This window comes from Cellulosilyticum sp. I15G10I2, from assembly GCF_900095725.1.
GTDB lineage: Bacteria > Bacillota > Clostridia > Lachnospirales > Cellulosilyticaceae > FMMP01.
The window spans coordinates 1-20,168 of the sequence record NZ_FMMP01000016.1 but is presented as its reverse complement, the minus strand read 5'-3'; the positions used below and the strand labels follow the sequence as shown (position 1 = coordinate 20,168).

Genomic DNA, 20,168 nt, shown 5'->3' with positions numbered 1-20,168 from the left:
TAGGATATAATAAACTCATGGAAAAACTTGTCTTGAAATGACATAAACAGGGGGTTGCTTGGTGGAAGAAAAAAATAATATAGGATATAATCAGAAAAAAGCTAATAGATTTAATCTGATCTTCGTTTGGTGTGTGACGGCTATGATTACACTACAAGCTATGATGATCTCAGGGATACAAGCGGGAGTAACTGTTGGAATAGCAACTATTGGATCGGCTATTTTTGCAACAGGAGTAAATTTTTTGCCTATGAAGGAAAAGTGGAAGGGATTAATTATTACTTTTATTCCTACACTAGGTGCTTTGTGGCTGCTGCATATGCAGCAGGGACAGCCGAGAGTTTTTATGGTGCTTTTTGCTTGTGTGGCGATGGCTGCTTTATATTTTGATAAACAATTGTTGTTAATATACGGTGGGCTGCAAAATATAGCGTTAGTACTGCTTTATATCTTTTTACCCACATCTTTACTAGGGACAGAAGCCAGTCTAAGAGACTTTTTTTCTAGAATAATTCTCCTAGATGCGAGTATTGCCACTTTATATATGTTGACACATTGGGGGAATGCACTGCTTCAAGCAGCTATTCAAAAGGAAAAGCAAAGTACTCAATTATTGGACAAACTGCAGCGCGCTATGGGGCAAATAGAACAAAACACCTCACAGTTAAATAGCAGTATTGTAAAAATTAATGAGAATTTACATGGGGTGCAAAGCATGAGTCAGTCCATTACAGTGGCAACTCAAGAAATTGCTTTGGGCGTACAGCAAGAATCTCATAATGTTAATGATATCAGCACCATGATGCGTAAGATCAGTGATACAGTAGAGAAGGCGCAAAAATTATCGGTATCTATTTCAGCTATTGCTAGTATGACTGTGGAGGAAGTTGCAGAAGGAGCTGGGCAGCTGCAAGAAATGCAGTTGCAGATGCGAACGGTAGATAATGCAGTAGGCGCAGCTTTAAATACGGTAAAAGATCTTCAGAAGAGTATGGATTCTATTGATTCATTTTTATCAAGTATTACGCAGATAGCAGAACAAACTAACTTGCTGGCTTTAAATGCGGCCATCGAGGCTGCAAGAGCCGGAGAATCCGGCAAGGGATTTGCTGTGGTAGCTGATGAAGTGCGGAAACTAGCAGAACAAAGTGCTAAAACAGCAGAGGAGATCTATACTATTGTTCAAAATATCAGAGTTCAAATAAAAACAGCATATGATAAGGTAGATCAAGGGAATGGTGCTGTACATACGGGCAATCATATTGTAGAAGCTACACAGCAGCGTTTTCAAAATATGGAGTACTCTTTTAAAACAGTATATGAGCAAATTAAACAAGAAGATAAGATGATAGATACAATCAATCATGTATTTATAGAGATAGAAGAACGGTTAGAGCGTATTGCGAGTATCTCTATGGAGCACTCAGCGTCTACAGAGGAGATTCTCACTAATATGGAGCAGCAAAACAAAAAAACTGATGAAGTCCTAACAGACATAGATGAGGTACAAAAAAACAGTGAAGCCTTAAAACAAGTGATGTAATTAATATTCAACCTAAAAGCATATAAATGAGGAGAGGTCTATATGTTAAGCGACTTATTTATCAACACACTTATACTTATATCATGCACTTTTATCGGAGGAAGCATCTTAAAAGAACTGCCTCTCAAAATAATCAATAAATGGTATATGAAAATAATAGTAGGTATTTGTGGCGGACTATTAGGAGTCTTAATGATCTATTATAATATACACATTCCTAGTACTGGTGTTAAACTGGATCTAAGAACATTGATATTTATCATAGTTAATTATATAGCTCCAGGCATACCAGTTGTGATTACAGGACTTATTATTGGTATATATCGCATAGTCTATGGCGGGATAAATCAGGCAACTATTGTTGCGATCATTAATATAATCCTGTTTTTACCCGCGTTTTTTGTCATTAATAAAGGGGTTAAAAATCCATGGAAAAACTGGTTTTTAAAGCTTGCAGCTATAATAATAATATCCATAGGATCTGTCTTTTACCTATTAAAGGATATGGAGAATGCTTACCTAGTACAGTTTAATTTTATAGCAGCTATTACAGTAGTTGGTACACTGGAGTATTTTTTATTAGGTTATGTAAAACGTTCTAATGAGCTCCTAAGAATGTATAAGGAGAACGCAACCATAGATTACTTAACTGGCCTTAACAATACAAGAAATTTTGATATTCTACTTAATAGCAGTTTTAAGTCAGCGATGGAAAAAAGTGAGAAATTATCTTGTCTTATGATAGATATTGATTATTTTAAAAAGGTGAATGATACCTATGGCCATGCAGTCGGTGATATTGTTTTAAAGGGGCTTGCAGGGATACTCAGTGAAAGCTGCCGAGCCTTTGATATTATAGGAAGGGTAGGTGGTGAAGAGTTTTGTGTATTACTCCTTGACTGTTCACCAGACCGTGCATTTGAAATAGCTTCCCGTATAAGAGAAAATGTAAAGAAGTACAATTTTCTAATAGGGGATCATAGAACGATAAAGATCACAGTATCCATAGGCATTGCAACGTATCCAGATACAGTAGAAGATTTAGATGAGATTATGAAACAAGCAGATGATGCACTCTATAAAGCAAAGCGTGAAGGCAGAGATAGAGTATGTGATCTTACCAGATGCGCTTGCTAACACACAATAGGACTTTATTTTTCAAGTCTGTTGGTTGACATTTTTAATAAGTCCGCATAATATAGACATAAGTAGATGTGGCGTGCGTTCCTTGCACGCTTTTTTGTAATTTAAGGGTATTTAGAAAGTAGGTAAAAAAATGACACATACGATGAAACGATTTATACATTACTACAAGCCTTATAAGGGGCTCTTTTTTACAGATATGTTCTGTGCACTTACACTCTCAGGCATTGATCTGGTTTTTCCCTTGTTAGTACGTTTTTTAATGAATGAAGTTTATGTTATACCAGATATGAATCAGATTATAAAATATGTTGCCTGGATTGGATTTTTGTTATTTGTTATGTATGTAATCAGGTATTTTTGTCAGTATTTTATTACCTCATGGGGACATATTATGGGGGCAAAAATGGAAACCGATATGAGGAGTGATTTATTTGGCCACTTAGAAAAACTCTCATTTTCTTATTATGACGAGACCAATACCGGTAAACTTATGTCTCGTATTGTGAATGATCTTTTTGATATTTCTGAGCTTGCACATCATGGACCGGAAGATTTATTTGTTTCAATGATTAAGATAACAGGAACTTTTATTATTCTGAGTCTTATTAATATAAAACTGACACTTATTCTTATTTTCTTTACCGGGATTATGCTTTATTTCTCATATTTTTATAATAAAAAAATGCGCATAACTTTTAGAAAAAATAGAGAAAAGATTGCGGCGGTTAATGCTATTGCGCAAGACGCCTTAGGCGGCATAAGAGTTGTGAAGTCTTTTGCAAATGAGAAAATAGAGATGGAAAAATTTGAAGCAGGCAATACGGCCTTTTTAGAAACAAAGTGTGAAAGTTACCGTGTGATGGGCAAATACTTCAGTGGAAATGGTTTTTTTCAAGGTATTCTTTATTTAACTGTTGTACTTGCAGGCGGCATATTTATCAGTCAAAATGAGCTTACAGTAGTAGATCTTACGATTTATATTCTATATATTAACACATTCTTAAACCCTATTGAAAAACTTGTAAACTTTACAGAACAATTTCAAAAAGGGATTACAGGATTTGAAAGATTCTTAGAGGTGATGGATACACAGCCTGAGATTGAGGATGATGAAGGTGCAAAGCCTATAAGCGGAGTAAAAGGAGATATTGTATTTGATAATGTTTCTTTTAGTTATAATGAGAAACAAGATGTACTTACAGATCTCAATATAGAGATTAAGGCTGGTAGCACCATAGCCCTAGTAGGGCCGTCAGGTGGTGGCAAGACAACTTTTTGTTCTCTTATTCCAAGGTTTTATGAGGTGAGTTCAGGGACTATTAGGATTGATGAGCAAGATATTAAAAAGTTAACGCAAAGATCATTAAGAGATGCTATAGGTATTGTGCAGCAAGATGTGTATTTATTTGCGGGAAGTATTAAGGAAAATATAGCTTATGGCAAGCCAGATGCCGAAGACGGAGAGATTATTGCAGCAGCCCAGAAGGCGAATATACATGATTTTATTATGACCTTGCCAAAAGGATATGATACTTATGTGGGTGAAAGAGGCGTTAAACTTTCGGGCGGGCAAAAGCAAAGACTAGCTATTGCAAGAGTTTTTCTTAAAAATCCACCTATTCTTATATTAGATGAAGCCACTTCTGCCCTAGATAATGAAAGTGAAAAGTTCATTCAAAGATCTTTGGAGGAGCTTGCAAAAAATAGAACAACGCTGGTAATAGCCCATAGGTTAAGTACGATTAAGAATGCTGATGAGATTATTGTTCTTACAGAAGAGGGGATTAAAGAAAAAGGAAAACATGAGGAGCTGCTTGAAAAGGGGGGCATTTATGCCTATCTCTATAATATGCAGTTTGAAGTATAGTAAAATATAAGGCAAAAATAGATTAAGCAGGGTATCTTTGGCATAGAAGATACCCTGCTTATTTTTTGCTAAAACTTAAATAGAGGGAATACTACAAAAAGATCATGAAATAATCTGAATAGATTTAAGGCATAATGATAAGTAGATACTCTAAGTCGTTCAGGGAGAGAAAATACATGCATAAACAGATGGAGACGCCAGTTAGTAGACATATTTTTATGTTTGCTTTTAAATGGAATTATATGGCTAGCAGCTCTAAGCATAAAAATGAAGCCTATCGTAAGTTTAGTACAAAGATTGATCTTCTAAAATTTGATGAAAAAATAATTAATTTAACTCAAACTATAAGGAATGATTATAAAAAAAGCATGTGGATCAGACAAACCTATGAGGATGAGCATATTCAAGACTATAATGAGTATTCCTATTATTATCATAATGTAAGAGACGCAATTTATACTAATAATCCATCAGACAGTGTAAAAGAGAAGAAGGTTAATATTTATCGGTGCAACATTACTGAGGAGGAAAAACCCCAATATATTATCAAAGTATTATTAAAGAATCATTATAATGCAGAACAACAAAAACATGTTGATCATACTAAAGAGAGCTATGTAGAAAGAGAATATACCATAGACATCAGCAAAATTGAGCTTAAAGTTTATGATACAGGAGTAGGTATTCTAAGTTTTTTTGCGGATAACTATAATGAAGCAGATATTGAAGATATAAATAGAATTAATAATTATGGAAGACGCATTTATCCTCAGTTTATAAAACAACAAAAAGGTGTTTTGCCTACACAAAAAACGAAAGAAACATATCTAGCCAATCAGCTTAGTATAAAACTTGGAAAGGATCCTTCAAATTGCTACACAGAAATGTACTCGAGTGATTATGAAACAGAAGGCAATCGTATCTCGAATAGCATTATGGGGCTTTTAGGAGAGGGGTTTAAGACTGGAGAAGATGCACTGCGTAAGCACACAGAAGATATTATTGCGGTCAGTCCGCTTAGTGATGATCGTATGTTTGTGATTTGTTGGTATGTCAATAAAGTACTCACAGCTCAACTTAAAGAACGAGAACGAATAGAGGGAAAGGTGTATTACAGCTATATTCATAATGATAAATGGTATAAATATATCTTTATGGAAGAAGAAAAGAGCTGCCAAAGCCATTGGATGATGCAGAAGATCTTAAAGCATCATACGTATGAAAGATGGATTGAGTATGGCACCTTATACGGCATATCTAATTGTTCATTTGTATGTTTAACTGATGGTAGCGAGTTTGCTGTTCAAAATATTTCTGTACACATGACGACGATTTATTATCAAATGATGTGTCTTGTTCTGGCACAAAAGGCGTCTATTTTAAGATTTGAAGATGAACTGACAGACATATCCAATCATTCAAAGGATATTCCTATAGAAGCTGTAGAAGAAGTATATCAAAACTATCTGCAGTTTATCAATGGCATTTATTTTAGGGAGGTAACAGCTCAGGATCAAGGGATTGAACTCTATACAATGGCACAGCATTTAATGCGGATTGACATTGATGTTAAGGAACTAAAAGAAGAGATAGGACAGCTATTTCAATATGTTTCCTTAAGAGCAGATAAAGAGACTAACAGAGCGATTAATGCACTTACTTATCTTAATACGTTAATTTTAGTACCCGCTTTGGTTACGGGATTTTTTGGGATGAATATTTTTGGAGAGGGACTTCGGGAATCCTGGAGTATTACTGATTATAATAAACTTATTATTTGGACATGTATTTGGATTATAACAGTAGGTCTATTGCCTTTTGCTATTATTAAAAACAAGTGTATTCAACAGTTAGTTAAAAAGATTCCAGAGACTTGCCGGAAGCTTCTGCCGTGGATTATTATTGGGGGTGCGGTTTTAATTGCAATACTTTTATAAATTTTTAAACGTTTTAAAGAGAAATTGAATTTAAGGCAGGTTTTCATAAGTAATAATATTGTTAAAAAATAGTAAATGCTATAGAATAGAATATACAATAAGTAACTTACAAAAGATAAGTTGATTATATTTAAGGAGGATAAAAATATGCCAACACCCCATAATGCAGCAAAAAAAGGTGAGATAGCTGAAACAATACTTTTACCAGGAGACCCTTTAAGAGCCAAGTTTATTGCGGATACTTTTTTAGAAGATGCGCTGCAATATAATACAGTCAGAAACATGTTTGGATACACAGGGACTTATAAAGGTCGGAAAATATCAGTACAGGGAACAGGTATGGGGATTCCATCAATTGGGATTTACTCTTATGAACTTATTCATTTTTATGGTTGTAAAAACCTCATCCGTATAGGATCAGCCGGAAGTATGCATAAAGATCTACATCTGCATGACATTGTTTTTGCAATGGGAGCAAGTACAAATTCAAATTATGTAGATCAATATAATCTGCCAGGGACGTATGCACCTATTGCAAGTTTTGAGCTTTTAGAAAAAGCAGTAGCTGTTGCTAAAGAGAAGGGTGCAAATTATAAAGTAGGCAATGTATTATCTTCTGATATATTTTATAATGCAGATAAAACAGTAACCGAGAGATGGATGACTATGGGCATTTTGGCTGTAGAAATGGAAGCAGCAGCGCTTTATATGAATGCAGCGGCAGCAGGGGTCAATGCACTTGCCATGATGACTATCTCAGATAGCTTAATATCAGGAGAAGAGTGCTCAGCCGAAGAGAGACAGACTGCCTTTACAAAAATGATGGAAATAGCACTTGAACTTGCTTAAGCCAGAAGGAGCTTAATATGGAAGATTTGATTTTTGCCGTTAATGTGGTGCTTCCACTGTTTGTGACCATTGTTTTAGGATACTGCTTAACTAAGAGCAAGATGTGGGATCTTCATTTTACACAAGTAGGCAATAAGGTATGTTTTAGATTTTTTATACCTATCTTATTATTTATTAATATTTATAATACGGATGTTAAAAAACTATTTGATATAAAGCTTATTGGCTTTGCAGTAGGAGGCGTGATTTTGACGATAATTTTGTCAACGCCTCTTATGATGCTTTTAGTCAAAGAAAATAATAAGCGAGGTGTTTTGATTCAAGCGGTTTTTAGATCTAATGTTATTTTGTTTGGGATACCTATAGCAGGGAATATATTTGGCAACGAAGGAATCAGTGTGGCGACGGCCATTATAGCTTTTATTGTTCCGGTATTTAATTTATGTGCGGTTATTGTTTTAACTGTATTTACTGAAGGTACGCCCAAAAATATACTGATAGTATTAATGGACATTATTAAAAATCCTTTAATTATTGGATCAGTATTAGGCGTTGTGGCAGCTAGTATAAGAACGCCTATTCCAATAGCAATTGAAAAAAGTTTAAGAGATATAGCAGCCATAGGCGCGCCACTTGCTCTTTTGTTATTAGGGGCTGAGTTTGAGATTAAAGCACTTAGAAAAAATGTAAAATATATTGTTATCGCAGTACTCGGTAAACTTATTGTAGCACCAGCAGCTATATTATCTTTAGCAGTCTTTTTAGGCTTTAGGCAATATGAGCTTGTTGCACTTTTAGCGGCATTTGGTGCACCTATTGCTGTTAATTCTTATATTATGGTTCAACAAGCTGGCTCAGATGCAGAGCTTGCTGGACAGCTTATTGTGATAACAACTATTTTGGCGCCTATTACCTTATGTTTATTTATATATGGCCTTAAGATGATGGGACTTATCGGATAAATGATTTTCATCATCATTTTAGTCTTAAAGGCATTCGCAAAAAGGTACATAATGAATACACTGTGATGTAAAATAATGCAAATTATGATAATTATTAGAATGTGAGGTGAAGAGTGAGTATGAGTAGTCGCAAAGTACGAAGGGATGGGCATATACATTCGCCTTATTGCCCTCACGGCACAAAAGACCTACTAGAGAGTTACATAGAAAGGGCTATAGCACTTGGGATAGAAGAGATAAGTTTTACAGAACATATGCCGTTTCCAGATGGTGTGATTGAACCGAAGCTGCAAAAAGAATCTGGCATAGAGCTAGAACAAGTTATGCCTTATTTTAGAGCTATAGACCTTTTAAAAGAAAAGTATAAAGGTAAAATTAAGATTAATAAAGGCTTTGAAGTTGATTATATTGAGGGTTACGAAAAAGAAACGAAGAGGATACTGGATCTTTATGGCAATGAGTTAGAAGATGGCATACTTTCGGTACATGTTTTAAAGATAGAAGACAAGTATCACGGCATAGATATGAGTCCAGAGACATTTGGGGTGGCAATGCGTCTTGCAGGCGGGCTTGAAAGCTTGTATGATTGTTATTTCAACACACTTTTAAAAGCTATTTATGCAGATTTAGGCAAGTTTAAGCCAAAACGCATAGGGCATCCAACACTTGTAAGGATTTTTAATTCAGTCTATCCATTAGACTACAAGAACAAGCTGCTTTTGGAAGAGGTTGTAAGTGCTATTAAGCATCTAGGATACCAAATTGATTTTAATACAGCGGGGCTTAGAAAGCCGTTTTGCAATGAAACGTACCCAGCTGATTTTTTCTTAGAACTTGTAAAAAAATATGATATTGAAAGGGTATATGGTTCAGATGCTCATAGTGCTGTAGATGTAGGCAGTGCCTTTGAAAGTGGCATATAAAGGAACTGTATTAAATAAATTTTAGATTAAATGAGGGAGGAAATGGTGTATTTTATCACATACTATAAAGATAAAATACAAAAGTTATAAAGGGGTGAAAATATGGAATATGGAAAAGACTATAGAGCAACTGTTGTTCCAGTTGATATGCTAGAAGGGGAAGAAGGATTAATTAAAGTTACAGATTTTGATCAGATTATTCCTATTACTTTAAGGGCTTTATTAAAAGGATATAAATGTACAGATCAGATGTTAGACAGAGTAGAAGCTGAATTAGGTATAGAAAAAATAAATTTTTCACCCATCCAATTTTTTATTACTTATAATCCCCATTGCTTTGCTGCATGTATAACCCAGATTAATAAAAGTTTATATCTAAGTTCGGAGAGAGATATCCTGGTTCAAAATGAAATCTTACAATTAGTAGAGAGTTTTCCGGGGAGTTTAAAAAGGCCTGGAAATTATCAGAAGTTAAGACGCCTTGACCTAAAAAAGAAGCAAATTATAGTTAAACAATTATTTTACGAGCCACCTATATTTGATCTAGCACTTAGGTATTTATCACTTTCGAAATATAGACAAGTCGTGGAGTCAGTAAGTGAAGAAAAATATTTAATGGTTCTTTATATCCCTAGTAATTAAAATAAGCAGTGCTTCAACTTTGGAGCACTGCTTATTTTAATTACTAGGAAAATTATAAATAGTTAATATATTAAATAAAATATTATTTAATGTATTGACTATTTAGTCAATATTCTGTAATATTATATAGTGTAAATTTATATATACTATTACAAGCGAGGTATGTATAAGTATAATTTAGTAAATGATTATTATCATATAAAGAGGATAGGTAAAAAAATGGGGATAATTATTAAGTTTATTATAAGATCGATTAAGGAAAAGAAGTTTAGAACTTTCCTTATTATATTTGCAGTAGCATTATCCGGCGCATTGTATTTTGCTTCTGCATCACTATCAGATTCACTGGTAGAAATTTATACAAATAAACTAAGGCAGGCCACTGGCAATGCGGATATTATGATTTTTGCAAAAAGAACCTCACCTTCAGGGGTTATAAGTGATACTGGGGCCCTGAGGCTTAGAGATAAGACAGGTTATATAATTAAAGCTATAAGTAGTACAGCTCGGTATAAAGTCGGTACAAAAGAATATGACCGCATAAGTCTTACAGGGATGAAACTGGATGACTATTATAAAATGAATAACTTACAGCTTATAGAAGAGAGTACCAGCAGTTCTTTTGAAAGCAATAGTATTATTATTAGTCAAAAGACAGCAAAGATGTACCAGCTTAGTGTAGGGGATCAAATGGAGCTTTATATTGACGGTATACGACGTAAAATAAATGTATATGGCATAGCCCTACCTACTGGTATGTTTTTAGATGAATCGGGTGAGGCAAAAGCACTTATATCTTATAAGAGTTTATGTGACTACATGCAGACAGAAGGCAAACCAACTGTTATATATGTTAAAGCAGGAGAGCAGATCGGTACCCCGCAGCTGCTAGCCGAGCTAAGAAAGGCTTACCCGAAATACGGAGTAGAAGAGCCTTTTTCAAAAGAAGCTATTTATGATAATGTTTCGATGATTTCTATGCCGCTTTTACTGATGACAATTATTGTTACCTTTATGAGTATATTTATTATTTATTCTTCTTTTAAGGTAATTATGCTTGAGAAGCTGCCTGTTATAGGAACTTTTAGAAGTATTGGGGCAAGTAAGCGGATGATGAATAGGGTACTTCTTTTAGAAAGCTTATTTTATGGCATAGTTGGCGGCGTTTTGGCATGTATTTTGGGTATTGGGATTTTGTATATTATGACACACTTTACGACACCTAGTGAACTTAAAAACTACATAGATATAAAGATAGAGGTTTCTTTTATTAAACTCATAACTACATTCATTTTGTCAGTTTTCGTTTGTTTAATAAGCAGTATGGCTCCGATTGTCAAAGTTTCAGCAATACCTCTTAAAGAAATAGTACTTGGAAACACAACGCGTACGAAGAAACGAAAAGTTAAAAAGGAGGTATTAGGCAGCTTGTATATTCTATCAGCTTTTATATTGCCGGTTATAGCCCCTAAATGGGCAGCAGTTGCATTAAGCGGGCTGGCTATTATACTAGCACTTATCGGAGTGATTAACGTACTTCCGGCGATTATCAAATACACCTCTAGATTATCAGAATACTTCTTCTATAAACTCTTTGGGAACATTGGCATTCTTGCTGTAAAAAATATCAGAGGGAATAAAAGTATACTTAATAGTATTTCTCTAATAGCAATAGGTATAGCTACATTACTTATGATTAATAACATCAGTATTAACCTTAATACTGAAGTCATTAATTTTTATGAAAAAACTTTTATATCGGATATGGAAGTTTGGATGGATCATATGGATAAAAGTACGGCAAGAGGATTTTTAAGACATGAAGGGGTGGAGCAAGTCTATCCTTTATATGAAGCTTATGGCATAGAGGTAAAAGAACTAGGAGAAAAAATCGGTGTATTACATGGTGTTAAGGATGAAAGTCATGCGGAATTTTTTTATTATGAATATTCTGGGGAGCGAAACGCATTACTGCGAAAAATCGGTGAGGAGCGGTATATCATCCCAACTATGATTATGAAAAATAGATTTAACCTTAAAGAAGGAGATCAGCTCAGATTAAAGTTTGGGAACGGGGATAGGGTTTATACGGTTATAGGCTTTATTAATAGTATTATGTGGAATGGCAGTTTTGCCTTAGTTCCGGAGAATTACTTGAGAAGTGATGCTGGTCTTAAAGCCTATAATGGTGCTTATCTGAAAGTAAATCAAGATGCAAAAGAAGTACTTGAATCCCTCAAAAAACAATATGCCGAGAGGTATCTAGGGGGAATGACCATAAATGAAATGCTAAAGGCTAACAAGGAGAGTAATGACCAGCTTATGGCAATGCTAATTGGTTTTTCGATGCTTGCACTGATTATAGGCATTATAGGGGTCATTAATAATCTTATTATTAGTTTTATAGAACGTAAGCAAAGTATTGCTGTTTTAAGATCTGTTGGGATGAGTAAAAAGCAAGTGGTTAATATGCTGTTTATAGAAGCCCTTTATTCAGGTGCTATAGGAGGGGCAGCGGGTATAGCTGGGGGGATAATTGTGATGAAGATTATGCCATATGTACTGGAGGCTATGCGACTACCTATTCCAGTGTATCTTGTACCAGGAGTGCTTTGGATCTATCTAATAGGGGGCATACTGATAACTGTTTTTGCTTCAATAACACCTACTAAAAAATCATCAAAGCTTAATATTATTGAGGCCATAAAATATGAATAAGAAAGGTGAGAGCGATGGAATATGTCATTGAAACCATAGATTTATGTAAGAGTTATCATTTAGGAAGTACAAATGTAGAGATTCTAAAGGATATTAACCTAAGCATTAAAAAGGGAGCATTCTATTCAATTATGGGGCCGTCAGGCTCAGGTAAGAGTACTTTGCTCTATTTATTAGGTGGCCTAGATAAGCCGACTAAGGGAAGTATTAAAATTAATGGTAAAGCATTAGATACGATGAAAGATGAAGAAGAAAGTAAGATGAGAAGAAATGATATAGGCTTTGTTTTTCAGTTTTATAATCTTATTCCAAATCTTAATGTTGAAGAAAATGTAATGCTGCCTATACTTTTAGATGGCAGAAAGCTTAAAGACTATAGTGAAAGCCTAGATGAGATTTTACAGATCGTTGGACTTTATGAGAGGCGTAAACATACGCCGAGAGAATTATCAGGGGGGCAGCAGCAAAGAGTAGCTATAGCAAGAGCACTTATTAATAAGCCTGATATTATTTTTGCAGATGAACCAATAGGTAATTTAGATAGTAAAACAGGTATAGAGATTATGAAACTTTTACAGGAGATTAATCAAAAGCAAGGCAAAACCATTGTTCAGGTGACGCATTCAAGAGAAGCTGCTGACTATGGTACGGATCTTATTATGGTAAGAGATGGCCGTATTTGTGAAGGAATATAGGATTTTAATAAGGATGGGTGAAAAGTATGAAAAGGATCTATAAGATAATGGGATTATGCGTATTAGTAGTGCTTACGGGCTGCACAGATAAAGTGAAAGAAACCAGTGAGATAATAAATAGTGAAAACCAAGAATCTTTAGTACGGTCAGGTATAGAGGTTTTTGGAGAGGTAAAAGTTGAAACAACAAAGGAAATCGTTATAGATTTTCCGGCTATCGTAGAAAAGATTTTCGTGAAAGATGGGCAGATGGTTAAAAAAGGAGATCAGATTATACAGCTTAATTTTGATGAATACCAAGCAGATATTATCAAAAAACAAAGTGAAATAGAACTTTTAAAAGTGCAGATTAGACACTTAGAGCAAAGTATCAACCCCCTAAACCATGAAATAAGCAGAATAAAAAATGAACTTGGCATCAAGCAAAATTATCTAAATGGGAATGACCCAGAAGTTAAAGCTTTAGAAAGAAGCTTAGAGATGACGTATACAGCTATACAAACAGCTCAAAAAGAATATGAAGCCAGTCAAGAGATTTTCAATATAGGCGGTATTTCCTCAAAAGAATTAGAGGATATACGACAAGAATTACTTGATAAAGAAAAAGAAAAAAAAGATTTACTAAGTGCAATTGAAAAGTCAAAAACAAACAGAACATTAGAAGTAAGTCAGTTAAATGCAATGCTTAAAAATAATGAAGCGCAGTTAACCAATACAGACAGGCAGAATCAAACAAGTATTTTGGAATTAGAATCTAAACTAAAAATGGCTCAAGTGGATTTACAAACGATGGCAAATAAACTCCATAAAAGTTATATCAAAGAAAAGGCCATTATAGCAGAAAATGATAGTAGTATCGTATATGACTTAGCTTGTTATGAAGGGTCGACCGTAGGAAAAGGAGAAGGATCCATTATTAAAATAATGGATGAAAATACACTATTTATTAGTGTAGATATTCCAGAAGAATTTATAAGTAAAGTAACTATAGGCAGTGAAGCACTCATTACGCCTTATGCAGATAAAAAAAGCACTATTAAAGGGAAAGTTACAAGACTTGCAGACCGGGCAATTAAACAAAATGGAGAAACTATTATTAAAGCTGACATTGCTATAAAAGGAGAAAAAACTATTCTAAAGCCAGGATTAACGGTTGATGTTACAATTTACGAGTAAGTTAAACTTAGATAGGTGAAAAACACCCATAGACAACTACTTTATTAAAGTATCTCGTCTATGGGTGTTTTATTATAAGCCTAGAAGGTTCTTAAGTTGTGCAAAGAATAACGTAAATGAACGGATACTAATAAGGATAGTAATACCGATCACAATACAAGCAAGAATATTAGTAACTAGCGTATTTTTGTATTTACCCATTAGTTTGTTATCATTTAAAACAACTGTTAAGAAGATAGCGATAATAGGTAAGATGATGGCGTTTGCTGCTTGTGCAAACAGGATAACCTGTACAGGGCTTGTCTGACCAAGCGCTGAGAGCAAAATACCTGTTAATAAAACAACAATCCATACGCCTTTAAAGCGTTTGTCTTTTAAGTCACTTCCCCACCCCAATATCCCTGCTGTTGCAAAGGCAGCTGCAAGTGGTGCAGTAATCGTAGAAGTAAAACCTGCGGAGAAAATACCAATACCAAAGAACCATTTTGCCCAAGAGCCAAGAACTGGTTCAAGCTGAGTAGCCATTTGACCTGCTGATTTAATTTCTTGGCCTGAACCATAAAAGGCAGCAGAAGCTGTTATGATAATAGCCATAGAAATAATACCACCAAGTCCGATAGAAATGATAGTATCCATACGGGATACTTTTACTTCTTCTACATTGTTCCACTTTTTGGATACTGAAGAAGCATGAAGGAAAAGATTATAAGGCACAACGGTTGTCCCAATGAGTCCTACAACAGTAAGCCAAGCTTTATCTGTTGCTGGCATAGTAGGTACAAATAGGCCTTTTAATATAGCACCAAAGTCAGGTCTTATTACAATAGCTGTACTAATAAACACTACACTCATAATAATAACAAGACCTATAAAAAACTTCTCTAATTTTTTATAGTTTCCTGACCACAGAAGAAAAAATGCAATAATACCCAAAAGTGGTCCCCAAACTTGAGTGCTTACTTGAGGCAGAACCGTTCCAAGTCCCATTGCTCCCCCTACAATATTACCTGTTTCGTAAGCTATGTTTCCTATAAGAATAGCAGAGATTATAAGGATAACAACAAACCATTTCAGAGCAGGGTGAGTAAATTTTTCTCGGATACATTCACCTAAACCTTGTTGCGTAACAATACCAAGCCGTCCTGACATTTCTTGCAATATAATTGTAGCGAGTGTAGAAAAGAGCATAGCCCATAACAGACTATAGCCAAAGCTGGCACCTGAAACCGTACAGGTGGTTACTGTACCAGGACCGATAAATGCAGCAGCAACTAATGCACCAGGCCCGATATTTTTCATTTTTTCTAAGAATTTATTCATACCTTTTGTTCCCCCCTTTTTGATAAATTATACCATTTTTAATCAATCTATACTAGAGAATAAATGCAAAATACGAAAAATTGAATATATTTTACAAGAGAAAGTCATTGCATGTATATAATTTATATGTATTTTTATGCTATAATTAAAAAATAAAAAAGAGGTGAGAGACATGTATAAAGTAGATTTAAATTGTGACCTAGGAGAAAGCTTTGGTAATTATACAATAGGATTAGATGAAGAAGTGATCCGATATGTTTCTTCTGTTAATATAGCTTGTGGATGGCATGCGGGAGATCCTTTAGTAATGGATCAAACAATCGCAAATGCTAAAAGAGAAGGGGTTGCAGTAGGTGCACATCCGGGATTTTTAGACTTAATGGGTTTTGGCAGACGTAACATGAGTATATCCAGACAAGAGGCATCAGCTTATACAGCTTATCAATTAGGCGCTTTTTGGGCCTTTACTAAAAAGCATGAGATGACTATTTCTCATGTTAAACCTCATGGAGCACTTTATAATATGGCTGCTAAAGATATTGAACTTGCAAGGGGTATTTGTGAAGCCATTTATCAATTTGATAGACATATCATTTTATTAGGACTTGCAGGAAGTAAAATGATAGAAGCAGCCAGGGAAATAGGTTTAAAGACTGCAGAAGAAGTTTTTGCAGACAGAGCTTATGAAGAAGATGGCTCATTGGTAGCCCGTACTAAACCTGGGGCTGTTATAGAAGATACGGAAATTGCAATAGAGCGTGTTATAAAAATGGTCAAAACAGGCAAAGTCACAGCTATAAATGGTAAGGAAATAGATATAGCTTGTCATTCTATTTGTGTACATGGAGATAACAAGCATGCTGTAGACTTTGTAAAAGCAATTAGAGAAAAATTAACCCAGGAAAACATAACTATTGCCCCTATAAGTGAAGTGGTTAGAGGAGGGGTATAGTTGGAGATCAAAGATATCCAGTTTTTAATAAGTGCTGATACAGCCATTACGGTTCAATTTGGCAATGAGATAAATGAGAACATTCATAATAATATTATGGCTTTTTGTATGCTGCTCGAGCAGGCAAATATAGAGGGTGTAATAGAACTTGTACCTACTTATACTACTGTTATGATCCATTATGATCCCGGTGTCATTTTATTTGATGAAATAGTACAGCTGTTAAAGGAATTAATCAAGCATATGCATACTATTAATCTGCCCAAAGGGCAGGTTATTGAAGTACCAGTGTGCTATGGCGGCAAATACGGGCCAGACTTAGAATATGTGGCCAATTACCATGGAATGCATATAGATGAGGTTATACAAATCCATGCTTCAAGTTATTATCTGATTTATATGTTAGGGTTTACGCCCGGGTTTGCTTATATGGGGGGGATGGATAAATGTATTGCCACCCCGAGATTAACTCAACCAAGAACGAAGATACCAGCAGGCTCTGTAGGTATTGCCGGAGGACAGACTGGGATATACCCGATTGATTCACCAGGAGGATGGCAATTAATAGGACAAACGCCATTTATTCTTTATGATCCAAAGCGCCAAAAGCCTATTCTTTTTGATGCAGGACAAAGGATTAAGTTTAAACCTATTACAGAAGTTGAGTTTGAATGGATGAGAGCACAAAATAGGAATTAAAGGAGGATAGGACGGTGATAGAGTTTTTAAAAGCCGGATTACTTACTACCATTCAGGATAGTGGCAGATATAATTATCAAAGATTTGGTGTGCCTGTAGCTGGCGCTATGGATGAATTTGCACTCTATATTTCTAATATCCTAGCAGGTAATCCTAAAGAAGCAGCGGTACTTGAAATAACCATCTTAGGACCTACTATTAAATTTCACACCACTAATATTTTTGCAATCAGCGGAGGTGCTTTTGAGGCTAGATTAAATGATGAATGGATTATTCCGCATAAAGCCTATAAAGCAGAGGCTGGTAGCATCTTAAAAATTGGTGCAGCACTTAAGGGATGCAGGGGTTATATTGCTTTTGCAGGTGGTATAGGCGGACAAACTATTATGAAGAGTAAATCCACTTATATGAAAGGAAGTATTGGAGGCATAAAAGGACGAGCGATTAAAGAAGGAGATGTGCTAGGTTTTTTAGATCCGAAGGAGGAGATCTCAAATCTTACACATCGTTTTATTACGCCTTATCACGGGTTAGAACATTTGGACTCCCCTGTATTAAAAGTAATTATGGGACCCCAAGATAATTGTTTTTCACAAAAAGGGCAAGATACCTTCTTAAGTGAAACTTATACGATAACACCAGAAAATGATCGGATGGGCTATCGATTAGAGGGACCGTCTATAGCGTATCAAGAGGGCATAGATGGCAATATTATTTCTGATGGTATAGCCTTTGGGGCTGTTCAGGTTCCGAGCGGACAACCTATTATTATGATGGCTGATCGGCAGACAACAGGTGGGTATGCCAAAATAGCAAGTGTTATAAGAGTAGACCTGCCACATGTAGCGCAGCTTAAAACAGGAGATAAGATAAGATTTAAAAAAGTCACTGTGCAGGAGGCACAACTGCTTTATAGACATAAAATGCAGTATTTGGATCATTTAGAGCAACACTTAAATCACGATGAAATAAAAAGCAGAACTTGTTATAGTATAGGGGTCAAAGATAGCGTTTTTGATGTTACCGTAAGTGAAATAAATTAGGATACAAATTAAAATAGAGGAGAATGATTATGCCAAGTGATATCGTTGTCGTAGGAAGTATTAATATAGACCTAGTGATCAATGCACCTAAAGTCATTAAAATGGGAGAAACACTACATGGCGAAGGATTTTTCACAGGTTCTGGGGGGAAAGGTGCAAACCAAGCGTGTGCCATTGGTAAACTAGGTGGAGATATAGCTATGATAGGATGTGTTGGGGATGATAGCTATGGGAAGATATGTTTGGAGAATCTAAAAGGCAATGGGGTCGATTTATCTCATATAGAAGTAATGGATAATATAAGTACAGGCGTTGCACTTATCGTGTTGGTAAAAGGAGATAACTGTATTATACTTGATCAAGGGGCTAATAAGTATGTTACGCCTCAGATGATCGAAAAAATCCAAGAGGTGATCAAAAATAGTAAACTGATTGTTTCGCAGTTTGAAGTTCCATATGAGTCAGTATGTAAAGCATTTGCTGTTGCAAAAGATAATGGCGTGACAACAATGCTTAATCCGGCACCGTCTAAGCCAATAGATGATAAGCTTTATAGCCTTATTGATATACTTATTGTTAATGAACACGAGTGTTTCGATCTTACAGGTATTAAAGTAACGGATGATGATAGTGCACAGAAAGCATTAAGTGCTTTTAAAGCAAAAGGGATAAAAGAACCTATTATAACATTAGGTGCTGAAGGCGCAGTGTTCTTTGAGGAGGATAAGCTGTGTCAGATGCGACCGCCGAAAGTAGAAGTAGTTGATACGACCAGTGCGGGAGACGCTTTTATTGGTGCACTAGCTGTTCTGTTAGTAGAGGGTAAAACAATAAAAGAAGGAATAGATTATGCAAATAAAGTAGCAAGCATAACTGTTTCAAGAAGAGGGGCACAAAGCTCAATACCTAATAAAGAAGAAGTAAAATAAAGAAGATATTAATAAGCCGCAGCGTACTGTTAAAGTGCCTGTGGTTTATTATTTATAAAAAAAGTAAAAAAGGTGTTGACTTATGTCGTAAACAGTGTATAATAGTAAAAGTCGCTACTAGTTAACGGCGTTAAACAAAAGGACGTTAAGTCTTGATGTTTCATAAAATAATGAACTTTGAAAATAGAATAGTAACCATAAAACCAGTCGATTCAATAGAACTTTATACAAAGTTCATAGAGCTTCACATAGAAACTTATACTAAGTTTCATTGCAAGTTCGAATCAAGTGCTTAAAGAATAGCGATATTCTTTAAAAGTACAAGTAATTAAGTCAAATACAACTTAAATGTTGTAGGACAAACTTTTATATGAGAGTTTGATCCTGGCTCAGGATGAACGCTGGCGGCGTGCTTAACACATGCAAGTCGAACGGACTAAGAGAGCTTGCTCTCTTGGTTAGTGGCGGACGGGTGAGTAACGCGTGGGTAACCTGCCCTATGCAGGGGGATAACAACGAGAAATTGTTGCTAATACCGCATAATAAAGAAAAACTGCATGGTTTTTCTTTCAAAGATTTATCGGCATAGGATGGACCCGCGTTGGATTAGCTAGTTGGTGAGATAACAGCCCACCAAGGCAACGATCCATAGCCGGCCTGAGAGGGTGAACGGCCACACTGGGACTGAGACACGGCCCAGACTCCTACGGGAGGCAGCAGTGGGGAATATTGCACAATGGGCGCAAGCCTGATGCAGCGACGCCGCGT

Annotated in this window: 16 protein-coding genes and 1 rRNA gene; 16 read left to right on the top strand and 1 reads right to left on the bottom strand. The window is 35.5% G+C overall.

The genetic code is table 11. The annotated features are described in order from the left end of the window. The first annotated feature begins 61 nt into the window (after positions 1 to 61). The 11 genes from BN3326_RS15530 (at position 62) to BN3326_RS15480 (ending at position 14,457) form a co-directional block, all read left to right on the top strand. The gene (locus BN3326_RS15530) at positions 62 to 1,543 is read left to right on the top strand and encodes a methyl-accepting chemotaxis protein (RefSeq protein ID WP_070000189.1); all 1,482 of its coding nucleotides are present in this window, start codon (positions 62 to 64) and stop codon (positions 1,541 to 1,543) included. A gap of 42 nt (positions 1,544 to 1,585) precedes the next feature. After that, a complete protein-coding gene (locus BN3326_RS15525) occupies positions 1,586 to 2,680 on the top strand; it encodes a GGDEF domain-containing protein (RefSeq protein ID WP_070000188.1) in 1,095 nt (364 codons plus the stop codon). 151 nt (positions 2,681 to 2,831) lie between these two features. Then, positions 2,832 to 4,556, top strand: a complete 1,725-nt coding sequence (locus BN3326_RS15520) for an ABC transporter ATP-binding protein (protein ID WP_330389731.1) — start codon at positions 2,832 to 2,834, stop codon at positions 4,554 to 4,556. A gap of 176 nt (positions 4,557 to 4,732) precedes the next feature. Continuing rightward, positions 4,733 to 6,493, top strand: coding sequence for a CorA family divalent cation transporter (locus BN3326_RS15515; protein WP_070000186.1), 1,761 nt, complete (start codon positions 4,733 to 4,735; stop codon positions 6,491 to 6,493). A 147-nt stretch (positions 6,494 to 6,640) separates the two neighbouring features. Further along, positions 6,641 to 7,342 (top strand): purine-nucleoside phosphorylase, encoded by a 702-nt coding sequence (gene deoD, locus BN3326_RS15510; protein ID WP_070000185.1) that lies wholly within the window; start codon positions 6,641 to 6,643, stop codon positions 7,340 to 7,342. A 17-nt stretch (positions 7,343 to 7,359) separates the two neighbouring features. Beyond that, positions 7,360 to 8,304 carry an AEC family transporter gene (locus tag BN3326_RS15505; RefSeq protein WP_070000184.1) on the top strand — a complete coding sequence of 315 codons (945 nt, stop codon included), beginning with the start codon at positions 7,360 to 7,362 and terminating at the stop codon, positions 8,302 to 8,304. A gap of 119 nt (positions 8,305 to 8,423) precedes the next feature. After that, positions 8,424 to 9,227 (top strand): histidinol-phosphatase HisJ, encoded by an 804-nt coding sequence (hisJ, locus tag BN3326_RS15500; protein ID WP_070000183.1) that lies wholly within the window; start codon positions 8,424 to 8,426, stop codon positions 9,225 to 9,227. A 102-nt stretch (positions 9,228 to 9,329) separates the two neighbouring features. After that, entirely contained in the window at positions 9,330 to 9,869 is a 540-nt protein-coding gene (locus BN3326_RS15495) for a hypothetical protein (protein WP_070000182.1), read from the top strand. A gap of 219 nt (positions 9,870 to 10,088) precedes the next feature. Next, positions 10,089 to 12,587, top strand: coding sequence for an ABC transporter permease (locus tag BN3326_RS15490; protein ID WP_070000181.1), 2,499 nt, complete (start codon positions 10,089 to 10,091; stop codon positions 12,585 to 12,587). A gap of 14 nt (positions 12,588 to 12,601) precedes the next feature. Further along, positions 12,602 to 13,282: an ABC transporter ATP-binding protein gene (locus BN3326_RS15485; protein ID WP_070000180.1), complete on the top strand. Its 681-nt coding sequence runs from the start codon at positions 12,602 to 12,604 to the stop codon at positions 13,280 to 13,282. A 26-nt stretch (positions 13,283 to 13,308) separates the two neighbouring features. Then, positions 13,309 to 14,457 (top strand): HlyD family secretion protein, encoded by a 1,149-nt coding sequence (locus tag BN3326_RS15480; RefSeq protein WP_070000178.1) that lies wholly within the window; start codon positions 13,309 to 13,311, stop codon positions 14,455 to 14,457. Between the two features lie 72 nt (positions 14,458 to 14,529). On the opposite strand, the gene BN3326_RS15475 is transcribed toward BN3326_RS15480, so the two are convergent. Continuing rightward, on the bottom strand, positions 14,530 to 15,777 hold the full coding sequence (locus BN3326_RS15475) for an Nramp family divalent metal transporter (protein WP_070000176.1): 1,248 nt from the start codon (positions 15,775 to 15,777) through the stop codon (positions 14,530 to 14,532). A gap of 172 nt (positions 15,778 to 15,949) precedes the next feature. Between BN3326_RS15475 and BN3326_RS15470 the strand changes: the two genes are divergently transcribed. From BN3326_RS15470 to BN3326_RS15450, 5 genes are all read left to right on the top strand, one after another. Beyond that, the gene (locus BN3326_RS15470) at positions 15,950 to 16,729 is read left to right on the top strand and encodes a LamB/YcsF family protein (protein WP_070000174.1); all 780 of its coding nucleotides are present in this window, start codon (positions 15,950 to 15,952) and stop codon (positions 16,727 to 16,729) included. Beyond that, on the top strand, positions 16,730 to 17,428 hold the full coding sequence (gene pxpB / locus BN3326_RS15465; protein ID WP_242876012.1) for a 5-oxoprolinase subunit PxpB: 699 nt from the start codon (positions 16,730 to 16,732) through the stop codon (positions 17,426 to 17,428). It begins immediately after the preceding gene. A 14-nt stretch (positions 17,429 to 17,442) separates the two neighbouring features. Next, positions 17,443 to 18,471, top strand: a complete 1,029-nt coding sequence (locus BN3326_RS15460) for a 5-oxoprolinase subunit C family protein (RefSeq protein ID WP_070000173.1) — start codon at positions 17,443 to 17,445, stop codon at positions 18,469 to 18,471. Positions 18,472 to 18,500: 29 nt separating this feature from the next. After that, positions 18,501 to 19,400 (top strand): ribokinase, encoded by a 900-nt coding sequence (gene rbsK / locus BN3326_RS15455; protein ID WP_171903848.1) that lies wholly within the window; start codon positions 18,501 to 18,503, stop codon positions 19,398 to 19,400. Positions 19,401 to 19,766: 366 nt separating this feature from the next. Continuing rightward, positions 19,767 to 20,168 (top strand): 16S ribosomal RNA (locus tag BN3326_RS15450); the annotation flags it as partial.